Source organism: Kitasatospora sp. NPDC051914 (assembly GCF_040680995.1).
Taxonomy (GTDB): Bacteria; Actinomycetota; Actinomycetes; order Streptomycetales; family Streptomycetaceae; genus Kitasatospora.
This window is the reverse complement of sequence record NZ_JBFAXX010000019.1, coordinates 116,138-128,673: the sequence shown is the minus strand read 5'-3', so window position 1 is coordinate 128,673 and position 12,536 is coordinate 116,138. Positions and strand designations below refer to the sequence as shown.

Annotated in this window: 16 protein-coding genes; 12 read left to right on the top strand and 4 right to left on the bottom strand. The window is 75.5% G+C overall.

All coding sequences use genetic code 11. The annotated features are described in order from the left end of the window. Positions 1 to 185 precede the first annotated feature (185 nt). Entirely contained in the window at positions 186 to 734 is a 549-nt protein-coding gene (locus tag AB0M03_RS15070; protein WP_363491909.1) for a Uma2 family endonuclease, read from the bottom strand. A 151-nt stretch (positions 735 to 885) separates the two neighbouring features. Here AB0M03_RS15070 and AB0M03_RS15065 point away from each other — a divergent pair, with 151 nt between their 5' ends. The 6 genes from AB0M03_RS15065 to AB0M03_RS15040 all read left to right on the top strand — a co-directional run bounded on the left by AB0M03_RS15065 (position 886) and on the right by AB0M03_RS15040 (position 6,280). Beyond that, positions 886 to 1,254 carry a holo-ACP synthase gene (locus AB0M03_RS15065; protein ID WP_363491903.1) on the top strand — a complete coding sequence of 123 codons (369 nt, stop codon included), beginning with the start codon at positions 886 to 888 and terminating at the stop codon, positions 1,252 to 1,254. Positions 1,255 to 1,275: 21 nt separating this feature from the next. Beyond that, positions 1,276 to 2,733: an NAD(P)H-hydrate dehydratase gene (locus AB0M03_RS15060; RefSeq protein ID WP_363491902.1), complete on the top strand. Its 1,458-nt coding sequence runs from the start codon at positions 1,276 to 1,278 to the stop codon at positions 2,731 to 2,733. Positions 2,734 to 2,876: 143 nt separating this feature from the next. Then, positions 2,877 to 4,067, top strand: coding sequence for an alanine racemase (alr, locus tag AB0M03_RS15055; protein WP_363491901.1), 1,191 nt, complete (start codon positions 2,877 to 2,879; stop codon positions 4,065 to 4,067). Further along, complete coding sequence (locus tag AB0M03_RS15050; protein WP_363491900.1) at positions 4,067 to 5,407, top strand: alpha/beta hydrolase; 1,341 nt, start codon at positions 4,067 to 4,069, stop codon at positions 5,405 to 5,407. The genes alr and AB0M03_RS15050 overlap by 1 nt, the downstream gene beginning before the upstream one ends. Positions 5,408 to 5,449: 42 nt before the next feature. Then, positions 5,450 to 5,953, top strand: coding sequence for a tRNA (adenosine(37)-N6)-threonylcarbamoyltransferase complex ATPase subunit type 1 TsaE (gene tsaE / locus AB0M03_RS15045; RefSeq protein ID WP_363491899.1), 504 nt, complete (start codon positions 5,450 to 5,452; stop codon positions 5,951 to 5,953). A 138-nt stretch (positions 5,954 to 6,091) separates the two neighbouring features. Beyond that, the gene (locus AB0M03_RS15040; RefSeq protein WP_363491898.1) at positions 6,092 to 6,280 is read left to right on the top strand and encodes a hypothetical protein; all 189 of its coding nucleotides are present in this window, start codon (positions 6,092 to 6,094) and stop codon (positions 6,278 to 6,280) included. 24 nt (positions 6,281 to 6,304) lie between these two features. Here the strand turns inward: AB0M03_RS15040 and AB0M03_RS15035 are convergent, their stop codons facing one another. Continuing rightward, a complete protein-coding gene (locus AB0M03_RS15035; protein WP_363491908.1) occupies positions 6,305 to 6,856 on the bottom strand; it encodes a hypothetical protein in 552 nt (183 codons plus the stop codon). A gap of 162 nt (positions 6,857 to 7,018) precedes the next feature. Between AB0M03_RS15035 and tsaB the strand changes: the two genes are divergently transcribed. The 5 genes from tsaB (at position 7,019) to AB0M03_RS15010 (ending at position 10,461) form a co-directional block, all read left to right on the top strand. Further along, on the top strand, positions 7,019 to 7,672 hold the full coding sequence (gene tsaB / locus AB0M03_RS15030) for a tRNA (adenosine(37)-N6)-threonylcarbamoyltransferase complex dimerization subunit type 1 TsaB (RefSeq protein WP_363491897.1): 654 nt from the start codon (positions 7,019 to 7,021) through the stop codon (positions 7,670 to 7,672). A 31-nt stretch (positions 7,673 to 7,703) separates the two neighbouring features. Continuing rightward, positions 7,704 to 8,195 carry a ribosomal protein S18-alanine N-acetyltransferase gene (gene rimI, locus AB0M03_RS15025; protein ID WP_363491896.1) on the top strand — a complete coding sequence of 164 codons (492 nt, stop codon included), beginning with the start codon at positions 7,704 to 7,706 and terminating at the stop codon, positions 8,193 to 8,195. Then, positions 8,188 to 9,267 (top strand): tRNA (adenosine(37)-N6)-threonylcarbamoyltransferase complex transferase subunit TsaD, encoded by a 1,080-nt coding sequence (tsaD, locus tag AB0M03_RS15020; protein WP_363491895.1) that lies wholly within the window; start codon positions 8,188 to 8,190, stop codon positions 9,265 to 9,267. Before rimI ends, tsaD begins: the two co-directional genes overlap by 8 nt. Then, positions 9,264 to 9,521 (top strand): hypothetical protein, encoded by a 258-nt coding sequence (locus AB0M03_RS15015; protein ID WP_363491894.1) that lies wholly within the window; start codon positions 9,264 to 9,266, stop codon positions 9,519 to 9,521. Before tsaD ends, AB0M03_RS15015 begins: the two co-directional genes overlap by 4 nt. 61 nt (positions 9,522 to 9,582) lie before the next feature. After that, complete coding sequence (locus AB0M03_RS15010) at positions 9,583 to 10,461, top strand: polysaccharide deacetylase family protein (protein ID WP_363491893.1); 879 nt, start codon at positions 9,583 to 9,585, stop codon at positions 10,459 to 10,461. Here AB0M03_RS15010 and AB0M03_RS15005 read toward each other — a convergent pair. Further along, the gene (locus tag AB0M03_RS15005; protein WP_363491892.1) at positions 10,443 to 11,612 is read right to left on the bottom strand and encodes a class I SAM-dependent methyltransferase; all 1,170 of its coding nucleotides are present in this window, start codon (positions 11,610 to 11,612) and stop codon (positions 10,443 to 10,445) included. The genes AB0M03_RS15010 and AB0M03_RS15005 overlap by 19 nt on opposite strands. 37 nt (positions 11,613 to 11,649) lie before the next feature. Beyond that, on the bottom strand, positions 11,650 to 11,952 hold the full coding sequence (locus AB0M03_RS15000) for a hypothetical protein (RefSeq protein ID WP_363491891.1): 303 nt from the start codon (positions 11,950 to 11,952) through the stop codon (positions 11,650 to 11,652). Between the two features lie 248 nt (positions 11,953 to 12,200). Here AB0M03_RS15000 and groES point away from each other — a divergent pair, with 248 nt between their 5' ends. After that, positions 12,201 to 12,506 (top strand): co-chaperone GroES, encoded by a 306-nt coding sequence (gene groES, locus AB0M03_RS14995; RefSeq protein ID WP_014136232.1) that lies wholly within the window; start codon positions 12,201 to 12,203, stop codon positions 12,504 to 12,506. Positions 12,507 to 12,536: the final 30 nt, after the last annotated feature.

Genomic DNA, 12,536 nt, shown 5'->3' with positions numbered 1-12,536 from the left:
CTGATCCGCATCCCGGCGACCCCGACGCTGCTGCAGCCGCTGGTCTCCACGGTGCCGCTGCAGGTCTTCGCCTGCGAGCTGGCCACCGCCAAGGGCCACGAGGTCGACCAGCCGCGCAACCTGGCGAAGTCCGTCACCGTCGAATAGCCGCCCCCGCCCGACCGGGCCCCTGCGGTGGCTGTGCCCTACCGCAGGGGCTCCGTGTCGAGCGCGAACGAGAACGGTGCGGGCAGGTCGAGGGGCTTGCCGAAGGCCGCCTGGGTGTGGACGGTGTAGTCCCCGTCCACCGGGTCGGTGAACAAGGTGGCGCTTCGGTAGCTGCGGTCGATCAGCAGGTAGCAGGGGATGCCGGCAGCCGCGTAGCCGCGGCGCTTGGCCTCGCGATCCTTGGCCGGGTTGCCGGAGGTGATCTCGAACACCAGCAGGACCCCTGCCGGCGATGCCCAGGGCTCGGCATCCTCGAAGTGTCCCACCGGGCTGATGGTGCCGTCCGGGATGAACCGGCCACCGGGCGTGATCAGACCCTTCGTCCCGGCCAGGTCCACTTCGACTGCGGCTTTGCGGATGAACTGCCTGACGAGCAGGGCGAACGCGGTCTCGTGGGACCCGTCCGGTGGCGGTGTCACGACGATTTCCCCCTCGATGAGCTCGGCCTTGTAGCCCGGCGGGGTTTCCAGCTCCAGGAACGTCCGGAGCAGGTCGTCCGCAGGCAGCGGGTGCTCGACAGCCGGCATGGCAACCATGGCCCTTCTCCCTCCTGCCGATCGGCGCCGTGGCACACGGTAGGCGTACGGATCGGTGCCGGAGGGGGCTCGCAGCGGTTCTCACTCGAAAGTGTGCCGTACAGTCCCGGGCAGCGGCCGGTGTCGGAGAAGGAGTACGCGGGTGATCATCGGGGTCGGGATCGACGTCGCGGAGATCGAGCGGTTCGGGGTTTCGCTGGAACGCACCCCGCACCTCGCGGACCGGCTGTTCACCGAGGCCGAACTGACGCTGCCGTCCGGGGCGCGCCGCGGCACCGCCTCGCTCGCCGCCCGGTTCGCCGCCAAGGAGGCGCTGGCCAAGGCCCTCGGCGCGCCCCCCGGGCTGCGCTGGACGGACGCCGAGGTGCACACCGAGGACTCCGGCCGGCCGGTGCTCAAGGTCACCGGCACGGTCGCCGAGCGGGCCGCCGCACTGGGCGTCAGGTCGTGGCATGTGTCGCTGAGCCACGATGCGGGCGTAGCGTCGGCGGTAGTGATCGCCGAAGGCTGACGCCAGCCACGGGAGGCCGCCTTGCGCCGTGCACACACCGTCGACCAGGTCCGGGCCGCCGAGGCCGACCTGATGGCCCGGCTGCCGGAGGGCGCGCTGATGCAGCGGGCCGCCGCCGGCCTCGCCGCGACCTGCGCGCGCCTGCTGCCGCGGGTCTACGGCAGCCGGGTGCTGGTGCTGGCGGGCAGCGGGGACAACGGTGGTGACGCCCTGTACGCGGGTGCGCGGCTGGCCCGCCGCGGTGCACGGGTGTCCGCGGTGCTGCTCCACCCGGAGAAGGCGCACGCCGGCGGCCTCGCCGCACTGCGGGCGGCCGGCGGCCGGGTGACGGCGGATCAGGGCGAGTTCGAGCGGGCCGACCTGGTGCTGGACGGCATCGTCGGGATCGGCGGCCGCGGCGGGCTGCGGCCCGAGGCACAGCCGTACGCCGCACTGCCCCGGCGGGGACGGGTGGTCGCGGTGGACGTGCCGAGCGGCGTGGACCCGGACACCGGCGAGGTGCCGGGGGTGGCGCTGCGCGCGGACGTGACGGTCTGCTTCGGCACCCACAAGCCGGGGCTGCTGGTCGATCCGGGCGCCTCGTACGCCGGTGTGCTGCAGCTGGTCGGGATCGGCCTGGAGCTGCCGCCGGCCCCGGTGGCCGTGCTGCAGCACGCGGACGTCGCCGCGCTGCTGCCGCTGCCCGGGGCGGAGAGCGACAAGTACCGGCGCGGCGTGGTCGGGGTGGCGGCCGGTTCGGCGCGCTACCCGGGGGCGGCGGTGCTGGCCGTCGCCGGGGCGCTGCGCGGCGGGGCCGGCGCGGTGCGCTACGCCGGGACGGCGGCCGCCGAGGTGGTGCGGCGCTTCCCGGAGGCGCTGGTGACCGAGGGCGGGCCGCGGGAGGCGGGCCGGGTCCAGGCCTGGGTGGTCGGCCCGGGCTCCGGCGAGGGCGTCGAGGGGCTGCTGCCGCAGGTGCTGGCGGCCGACGTGCCGGTGCTGGTCGACGCGGACGGCCTGACCGAGCTCGCCCGGCTCGGCCCGGCCGCACTGGCCGGCCGGACGGCGCCCACCCTGCTCACCCCGCACACCGGCGAGGCGGCCCGGCTGCTCGCGGGCGCGGACGGCGGAGCGCCGCCCGCCGCGGACGGCCTCGCGGCGGCCCGGCTGGCCACCGCACGGCGGCTCGCCGCCGCCTACCGGGCCACCGTGCTGCTCAAGGGCTCCACGACGGTGGTCGCCGACCCGGAGGGCGCCGTCCGGGTGAACCCGACCGGCACCTCCTGGCTCGCCACGGCGGGCAGCGGCGACGTGCTGTCCGGGCTGGCGGGCGCCCTGCTGGCGGCGGGCCTCGGGCCGCTGGACGCCGGATCCGCGGCCGCCTACCTGCACGGCCTGGCCGGACGCACCGCCGCGGACGGCGCCCCCACCGCCGCCCTGGACGTCGCGGAGGCGCTGCCGGAGGCCTGGCGGGCGGTGCGCTCGGCGGCGGGCGGCCGCTGAACCCGGCCGCGCCGCGGTGGGCCCGGAGCGGTACGGTGCCGCGGAACCAAATGCTCCGTTTCGCGCGTCTCCCACTGACGACCGCCGTGCCCGGCCGGGGTCGTGAGCCGGGCAGCGGCGCCGGTCTGGGAGACTGATACGCGATGACAACTGCGAAGACGACCGGGACGACCGCCCTCACCCACGGGGTCCGCGCCGAGGCCGCCATCGATCTGGCCGCCCTGCGCGACAACCTCGCCGCACTGGGGGCGCGCACCGATGCCGCGCTGATGGCCGTGGTCAAGGCGGACGCCTACGGCCACGGCGCGCTGCCGTGCGCCCGCGAGGCGGTCGCGGCGGGCGTCCGCTGGCTCGGCACGGCCACCCCCGAGGAGGCGCTGGCCCTGCGCGCCGCGGGCATCCATCCGGACCAGGCCCGCATCCTGTGCTGGCTGTGGACACCCGGCGGCCCCTGGCAGCAGGCGCTGCGGGCGCACGTCGACGTGTCCGTCAGCGGCCTGTGGGCGCTGGACGAGCTGCTCGCCGCCGTCCGCGAGACCGGCGTGCCCGGCCGCGTCCACCTGAAGGCCGACACCGGCCTCGGCCGCAACGGCTGCCAGCCGCACGACTGGCCCGTCCTGGTCGACGCCGCGCTGCGCGCCCAGGCCGAGGGCATGATCGAGGTCGTCGGCCTGTGGTCGCACTTCGCGGCCGCCGACGAGCCCGGCCACCCCTCCGTCCAGGCCCAGCTGGACTCCTTCGCCGGTGCCGTCGCGCACGCCGAGACCCGCGGGGTGCGCCCCGAGGTCCGCCACCTGGCCAACTCGCCCGCCACCCTGCTGCTGCCGCAGTCGCACTACGACCTCGTCCGGCCCGGCCTGGCCATGTACGGCCTGTCGCCGGTGCCCGACATCGGCACCCCGGCCGACTTCGGGCTGCGCCCGGTGATGTCGCTCAGCGCGCGCCTCGCCCTGGTCAAGACCGTCCCCGGCGGGCACGGCGTCAGCTACGGGCACCACTACACCACCCCCGGCGACACCACCCTCGGCCTCGTCCCGGTCGGCTACGCGGACGGCATCCCCCGGCACGCCTCCAACACCGGCCCGGTGCAGATCGCCGGCAAGTGGCGCACGGTCGCCGGCCGCGTCGCCATGGACCAGTTCGTGGTGGACCTCGGCGGCGACACCCCGGCGGTCGGCGAGGAGGTCCGGCTCTTCGGCAGCGGCGAGCACGGCGAACCCACCGCCGAGGACTGGGGCCGCGCCTGCGGGACCCTCTCGTACGAGATCATCACCCGGATCGGCTCCAGGGTCCCCCGCCGCTACATCGGCGACAGCGCGTGGACGGGAGCCTGATGACCCAGCCCGCCGACGGCAGTCCCGTCGCCGCGGTGGCCAAGGCCGCCGGGGCGGCCTCCGGCGGCGTGAGCCGGGCCGGGCTGATCGGCATATCGCTCGGCGTGGTCGCGGCCGGCGCCGCCGCGGGCGTCGCCATCGAGCGGCTCACCGTCGGCCGCTCCATGCGCCGCAGGGCCCGCGAGGAACTCGACGCCGCGGCCCCCTACGGCTCGCTGCGCGGCCGCCCGCGCACCGTCGCCGCACCCGACGGCACCGAGCTGTACGTCGAGCTCGACGGCACCGGCTGGGCCGAGCCCGCGCCCGAGCCGGCCGGCGAGGAGGGCCGCCACCGGCGCGCCTGGTTCACCCGGCGGCGCGGCACCGGGCCGGTCGACCGCACCGGGCTGCCCGGCCTGCTCGGCGGCACCGGCGCCCTCGCCCGCGCCGACCGGCGCCCCGGACGGGCCGCCGCGGAGGCGCAGCCGCAGCTCACCGTGGTCTTCTGCCACGGCTACTGCCTCAACCAGGACAGCTGGCACTTCCAGCGCGCCGCGTTCCGCGAGGGCATGCGGCTGGTCTTCTGGGACCACCGCAGCCACGGCCGCTCCGAGCGGTCCCGCTCCTACCTCGGCGGCGAGCCCGCCTCGATCGACCAGCTCGGCGCCGACCTCAAGGCCGTCCTCGACGCGGTCGCCCCCGAGGGCCCCGTCGTGCTCGTGGGCCACTCCATGGGCGGCATGACCGTGATGGCCCTCGCCGACCAGCACCCCGAGCTGTTCCGCGAGCGCGTCGCCGGCGTCGGCCTGGTCGGCACCCTCGCCGGCGACTGGAACTCCGTCACCCTGGGCCTCCCACCGGTCGGCGCCCGGCTGCTGCGCAAGCTCGCCCCCGCCACCGTGAAGCTCCTCGGCCGCCAGGTCGAGCTGGTCGAGGCGACCCGCCGGTTCGGCGCGGACGTCGCCGCCGTCTTCTACCGCCGCTTCTCCTTCGGCTCCAAGGACGTCGACCCGCAGGTCGTCCGGTTCGCCGAACAGCTCCTCGACGCCACCCCGATCGACGTGGTCGCCGAGTTCTACCCGGCGTTCGGCCTGCACGACAAGAAGACCGCCCTCGCCGCCCTCGACGGCATCCCCGTCCTCGTCCTGGCCGGCAGCGAGGACCTGCTCACCCCGCCCGCGCACAGCGAGGAGATCGCCCGGGCGCTGCCCGGCGCCGAACTCGTCGTCCTCCCCGAGACCGGGCACCTGCTGATGCTGGAACGCCCGGAGGAGGTCGACCGGCACCTGTCCGAGCTGCTGCACCGCGCCGCCGACCACGCCCGGGCCGTCCCGCCGCCCGCCCTGCGCCCCGACCACTGACCCGCGGCGCCCGCCGCCACCCGGAAGGACACCGACACCCCCATGGGCAACCAGCTCACCCTCACCGTCGCCACCCCCGAGCGGATGGGCCGGCTCGGGCAGGGGCTCGCCGCGCTGCTGCGCCCCGGCGACCTGGTGCTGCTGCACGGGGAGCTCGGTGCCGGGAAGACCACGCTGACCCGCGGCCTCGGCGAGGGCCTGGGGGTGCGCGGCGCGGTCACCTCGCCGACCTTCGTGATCGCCCGGGTGCACCCCTCGCTGAGCGGCGGCCCGGCCCTGGTGCACGTCGACGCGTACCGGCTCGGCGGCGGCCTGGACGAGATGGAGGACCTCGACCTCGACGTGTCGTTGCCGGAGTCGGTGGTCGTCGTCGAGTGGGGCGAGGGCAAGGTCGAGCAGCTCAGCGAGGACCGCCTGGAGGTCCGCATCGACCGGGCCATCGGCGCCGCCGCCCACCCGGACGACCTGGACCCGCGCCGGGTCACCGTCATCGGCCTCGGCGGCCGCTGGGACGGCATCGACCTCACCGCCCTCGACGAGGGCTGACCCCGCGCCCGCAGGGGCGTTCCCGTGCGACACCTTCCGACACTTGCCGACACCGTGTCGGGAAAGTGTTGCGGCCCGGGCCGCCCTCGTGGTGGGATGGGAGCTGCGGTTAGGTCTGCCTAACTAGGGAGGCGCCCCATGGCGAGCACCACCCCCGCTGCGGCACCCGAGCCGCAGGACCGCCCCGACGAGCCCGCGATCCGGGCCGACCAGGTCCCGATGCGGGCCCTGCTGGCCGCCTGCGCGTCCGCAGCAGCCGTCTCCACCCCGCCCGAGCGGCCCCGGCCCGCCCGCCCGGAGCCCGCCGCCCCACCGCGCGCCGCCTGACGGGCGCCCGCCGGGGGCCGGCGCCTACGGCGCGACGACCACCCGGGTGCCGGTCGGGGCGAAGTCCCAGAGCAGCTGGCCGTCGGCCCGCGCCGAGCGGATGCCGCCCGTCCGCAGCCCCGGGTCCGGCGGCGCCGTCGACCCGTCCACGGCCGCGCCGAAGCCGAACACCACGTCGCCCTGCTGGGCGAACCGCACGACGTGCTCGATCTGCCGACGGTCGGTGCCCTTCCCGGCCGCCGACCGGCTGTACACGCTGTAGTTGCCCGGAGGGGGCTCCGTCGACCCCGGCGTCACCGCGAACGAGGCCTGCAGCTGCGGCGTCTTGCGCGGGTCCACCAGCCAGACCCGGTGCTCGGAGACCGAGTACACGATGCGGTAGCCCGTCCCCGAGGAGGCGGGCAGCGCGGGAGCGGAAGGCGCGGGGGCGGCGCTCGGCGTGGCCTCGGCGGGCAGGCCGGCGGCCGCCCGGGCCGCCTCGGCCCGCGCCTGGGCGCCGTCCGCCTGGACGGCCAGCAGCGCCACCACCGCCACGGCCCCCGCCGTCAGCCCGGCCACCACCACGCCAGGACCCATCCTCACCACGCACGCTCCCGCCGCTCGCTCCACGCGTCGGCCCCATCGTGCCAGGTCCGTGCCCGCCCGTAGGCGCGATCCGATGGTGTGTTCCCCACCCAGCCCCGGCCCCGCCCGCACCGGCGGGGCAGCACCCCCGGCGGACCCTCTAACCTTGGTGCCGTGCTGCTGCTCGCGTTCGACACCGCAACCCCCGCCGTCACCGCCGCCGTCCACGACGGCACGACCGTCCTCGCCGAGTCCTACGAGGTCGACGCCAGACGGCACGGCGAGCTGCTCCTGCCGACCGTCGGCCACGTGCTGCGCACCGCCGGCGTCGACAAGCGCGAGCTCACCGCGATCGCGGTCGGGGTCGGCCCCGGCCCGTACACCGGGCTGCGCGTCGGCCTGGTGACCGCGGCCGCCCTCGGCCACGCGCTCGGCCTGCCGGTGCACGGCGTCTGCACCCTGGACGCGATCGCGCACCAGGCCCGCCTGGAGGGGCTCACCGGCCCGTTCACGGCGGCCACCGACGCGCGCCGCAAGGAGGTCTACTGGGCCGCGTACGACGAGGACGGCACCCGCACCGACGGCCCCTCGGTCGACCGGCCCGGCGACCTCGCACCGCCGCAGCGCTCGGTCGGTGCCGGCGCCCTGCTCTACCCGGACACCTTCCCCGGCGCGACCGGCCCGGAGCACGTCTCCGCCGGGGCCCTCGCCGACTTCGCCGCCCGCGAGCTGGCGGCCGGCCGGGAGCTGCTGCCCAACGCCCCGCTGTACCTGCGCCGCCCCGACGCCCAGGTCCCGGCCGGCTACAAGGCGGTGCTCCCCGCATGACCGGGCCGTCGGCCGCTGACCGGGACGTCCGATGGACGTGATCCTCCGCCCCATGCGGTGGTGGGACATCGAGCCGGTCATGGAGCTCGAACTGCGGCTCTTCCCCGAGGACGCCTGGTCGCCCGGCATGTACTGGTCCGAGCTGGCCGAGGCCCACCCCGGCGGCTCCCGCCACTACACCGTCGCCACCACCGAGGAAGGCGCGATCGTCGGCTACGCCGGGCTGATGGCCGTCGGCGCGGAGAGCGACGTCCAGACCATCGCCGTGGACGAGCGCCTGCAGGGCGCCGGCCTCGGCACCGCCCTGCTGACCGACCTCGTCGAGGAGTCCGCCCGCCGCGGCTGCACCGAACTGCTGCTGGAGGTCCGGGTGGACAACCTGCGCGCCCAGCGGCTGTACGAGCGGTTCGGCTTCCAACCGGTCGGCGTCCGCCGCGGCTACTACCAGCCCGCGAACGTCGACGCGCTCGTCATGCGCCTCGACCACCCCACGCACGATTCGAAGGACCCGAAGAATGGCTGACGAACCGCTCGTCCTCGGCATCGAGACCTCCTGCGACGAGACCGGCGTCGGCATCGTGCACGGCACCACGCTGCTCGCCGACGCTGTCGCCTCCAGCGTCAACGACCACGCCCGCTACGGCGGCGTCGTCCCCGAGATCGCCAGCCGCGCGCACCTGGAGGCGATGGTCCCCACCATCCGGCGCGCCCTGGACACCGCCGGCGTGAAGGCCACCGACCTCGACGGCATCGCCGTCACCGCCGGCCCCGGCCTGGCCGGCGCGCTGCTGGTCGGCGTCTCCGCCGCCAAGGCCTACGCCTGGGCGCTCGACAAGCCGCTGTACGGCGTCAACCACCTCGCCTCGCACATCTGCGTCGACCAGCTGGAGCACGGCCGGCTGCCCGAGCCGACCATGGCGCTGCTGGTCTCCGGCGGCCACTCCTCGCTGCTGCTGTCCGCCGACATCACCAGCGACGTCCGCCCGCTCGGCGCCACCATCGACGACGCCGCCGGCGAGGCCTTCGACAAGGTCGCCCGGGTGCTCGGCCTCGGCTTCCCCGGCGGCCCGATCGTCGACCGCACCGCCCGCGAGGGCGACGGGAAGGCCATCGCCTTCCCGCGCGGCCTGAGCGCGGCGAACGACCCCGCGTACGACTTCTCCTTCTCCGGCCTGAAGACCGCCGTCGCCCGCTGGGTGGAGGCCAGGCGCCGGGCCGGCGAGGAGGTGCCGATCGCCGACGTCGCCGCCTCCTTCCAGGAGGCCGTCACCGACGTGCTCACCCGCAAGGCCGTCCGGGCCTGCAAGGACAACGGCGTCGACCACCTGATGATCGGCGGCGGCGTCGCCGCCAACTCCCGCCTGCGCGAGATGGCCCAGCAGCGCTGCGACAAGGCCGGCATCGTGCTGCGGGTGCCCCGCCCGGGCCTGTGCACCGACAACGGCGCGATGGTCGCCGCGCTCGGCGCCGAGATGGTCCGGCGCAACCGCACCCCCTCCGCCTTCGACCTGTCCGCGGACTCCTCGCTGCCGGTCACCGAGGTGCACGTCCCGCACACCGAGTTCCACGCGCACGCCCACGAGTCGCTCGGGTGACCCGGGCCCACATGTGGGAGGCCCGTGCCGCCGAGGGGCGGGCCGCCGAACTGGAGCACTGGGTGCGCGAGAGGGCGCTGCCCGGCCTGCGCGCCGCCGGCCCCGAGCGGCTGGAACTCCTCACCGCCGCGGGCGACCGCGTCCTGCTCATCACCTGGTGGACGGGCGAGCCGGGGCACGTCCCCGATCCGCCGGACGGGTTGCTCGCGCGACCCGTCCACCGGTGGTCGTTCACCAGTACGCACGTCGAGTAGCGTGCTTTCCTGAGAAATCGCTGACCCGGTCCTGCGGCCGGGCTGGGTGGGGGAGCGCGCGTTGCCGAAGAGGTCCTTGTCCTGCGTCCTGGGGGCAGCGGCCCTCCTGGCGACCCTGACGGCGTGCGGCAGCACCCCGCGCAGCGCGGCGCAGGCCCCGCCGGCCCGCACCACCGCGCCCGCGAGCGGCGCGCCCGCCACCACCGCGGCGGCCGCCCCCGCCGGCGATCAGGCCGCGGCCCCCGCCGCAGCCTGGGCCAAGTGGGGCCTCAAGCCGCTGCCCGCCGCCCCGGCCGCGCCCGCCGACAAGCCGGTCAAGCTGCCGGCCACCGGGCCCGTCCCGGTCTTCAGCGAGGTGCCGACCACCGACAAGGTCGTCTTCATCACCATCGACGACGGCGCCGAGAAGGACCCGAAGTTCGTCGAGATGGCCACCGACCTCAAGGTGCCCTTCTCGATGTTCCTGACCCGCGACATCGTCCGCAGCGACTACGGCTACTTCAAGCCGCTGCAGGCCCTCGGCAACCGCATCCACAACCACAGCACCGGCCACCCCGCGATGAGCGGCCTGACCGCCGACCGGCAGAAGGCCGAGGTCTGCGACGCCCAGAGCGCCCTCACCGAGCAGTACGGCACCGCCCCGCTGCTGTTCCGCCCGCCCTACGGCGACGGCGCGCACAGCCCCGGCCTGAACAGCGCCGTCCGCCAGTGCGGCCCGCGCGCCGTGGTGCTCTGGCGCGAGTCCATGCAGATCCACGACATGCAGTACCAGTCCGCCGACAAGAAGCTCCGCCCCGGCGACATCATCCTCGCCCACTTCCGCGGCCCCAAGGACCTCAAGGGCGAGACCATGACCAAGATGTTCGGCGAACTGCTCGCCCGCATCCAGGAACAGGGCTTCTCCGTCGGCCGCCTGGAGGACTACATCGCCGCCGGCTGACCCAGCATCATCAGCGGCCCGTGGTCCGTGCGGCTCAGAATCACCGTCACCTCGTGCGGCCCGCTCGGCTTCAGCTGCCGGCGCAGCTCCTCCGGCGTGATCGAGATCCCCCGCTTCTTGATCACCACCGTGCCCGCCCCGCGCTCGCGCAGCAGCGCCTTCAACCGCTTCACGTTGTACGGCTGCACCTCGCCGATCTCGTAGGCGTGCGCGAAGCGGGTGGGCACCAGCTCGTCCGCCGTCACGTACGCGATCTGCGGGTCCACCAGCCGGCCGCCGACGTGCTCCGCCACGTCCGCCACCAGCCCGGCCCGGATCACCGCGCCGTCCGGCTCGTACAGGAAGCGGCCCACCGGGCCCGCCTCCGCGCGCTCACCGGTGCCCGACAGGCTGTGCCCGCCCGGCAGCACCGTCGCCCGGTACGGCGCCGCAGCGGCCGTGCCGAACCAGATCACCGCCTCCTTGACCTCCCCGTGGTCGGAGACCCACTCCGCCTCGGCCCCCTCCGGCACCAGCTCGTGCGGAATGCCGGGAGCGACCTTCAACGCCCCGAACGGCGTGCGCCGCGCCGCCTCCAGCGCCCAGGACAGCGGCGGCGAGTACGCCTCCGGGTCGAAGACCCGCCCCCGCGAGGTGCGCCGCGCCGGATCGGTGAACACCGCGTCGAAGCCCTCGACGTCCACCTCCGTGACGTCCGCGCAGCGCACCTCCACCAGGTCGGCGAGGCCCAGCGCGGCGGCGTTCGCCTCCGCCACCGCACAGGTCAACGGATCCCGGTCGACGGCCAGCACCGACACCCCGGCCCGGGCCAGCGCGATCGCGTCCCCGCCGATGCCGCAGCACAGGTCGGCCAGCCGCCGCACCCCCAGGCCCGCGAACCGGGCCGCCCGCCACTCGGCGACGCTGCGCCGGGTCGCCTGCTCCACGCCGTTCGGGGTGAAGTACATGGCGTCGGCGTCCGCGCCGAACTTCGCCCGGGCCCGCTGCCGCAGCCGCGCCTGCTCCAGCGCCGCCCGCACCAGCTCCGCGGGGTGGTTGCGCCGCAGCCGGGTGGCCAGCGCCAACTCCTGGTCGGGGGTGAACTCCCGCAGTTCGGCGAGCAGGGCCCGCCCCTCGTCGGTCAGCAGCGCCCGGAACGATTCGATCTCCACCCGGCCATTGTCCCCGGGCCCGGCGGCGGGCCGCCGCTCAGCGGCCGAGCGCCGCCAGTGCGGCCGCGACCAGCACCGGCCCGAGCACCACCAGCGAGACCGGGGCGATCCGGTGGCCCCGGCGGGCGGTCGCCGCCATGCCCACCAGCGGCACCGCCACCGCGGCCAGCAGGATGCCGACGCACATCGCCACCGCGCCGGCGCCGCTCCCCGGCGTGGCGAGTGCGAACACCAGGGCCACGGACGCGTAGACGGCGAGGCAGCCGAGCGGCACTTCGAGGGCGAGCAGCCAGGCGGTGTGCAGGAGGTCCCGGCGGACGGACGGTCGGATCGTTGCCATGGGGCGAGCCTGTCGCGGGCGGTGCGCACGCACATGAGTACGACTACTCAGCTTCCCCCGGGGACACGGGGCGACTGGCGTTGGCACTCTGGTTGACTGAGTGCTAACGGCAGCCTATGGTCGTTCCTGGCACTCCCCCCGGGGGAGTGCCAATGCGACGGAGCGTGCCTGACCCCCGCGACGGCAGGCCTGCGGACATCGCCCTTCCCTGTTAGACAACCCCGTAATCTCCGAAGGGGAGCTCGGACGTGACCACCAGCAGCAAGGTTGCCATCAAGCCGCTCGAGGACCGCATCGTGGTCCAGCCGCTCGACGCCGAGACCACCACGGCCTCCGGCCTGGTTATCCCGGACACCGCCAAGGAGAAGCCCCAGGAGGGCGTCGTCCTGGCCGTCGGCCCGGGCCGCTTCGAGGACGGCCAGCGCCTGCCGCTCGACGTCGCCGTCGGTGACATCGTCCTCTACTCCAAGTACGGCGGCACCGAGGTCAAGTACCAGGGCGAGGAGTACCTCGTCCTCTCGGCTCGCGACGTTCTCGCCATCATCGAGAAGTAAGCCGTAACGGCCCGCCCCGGAACCGCGTCA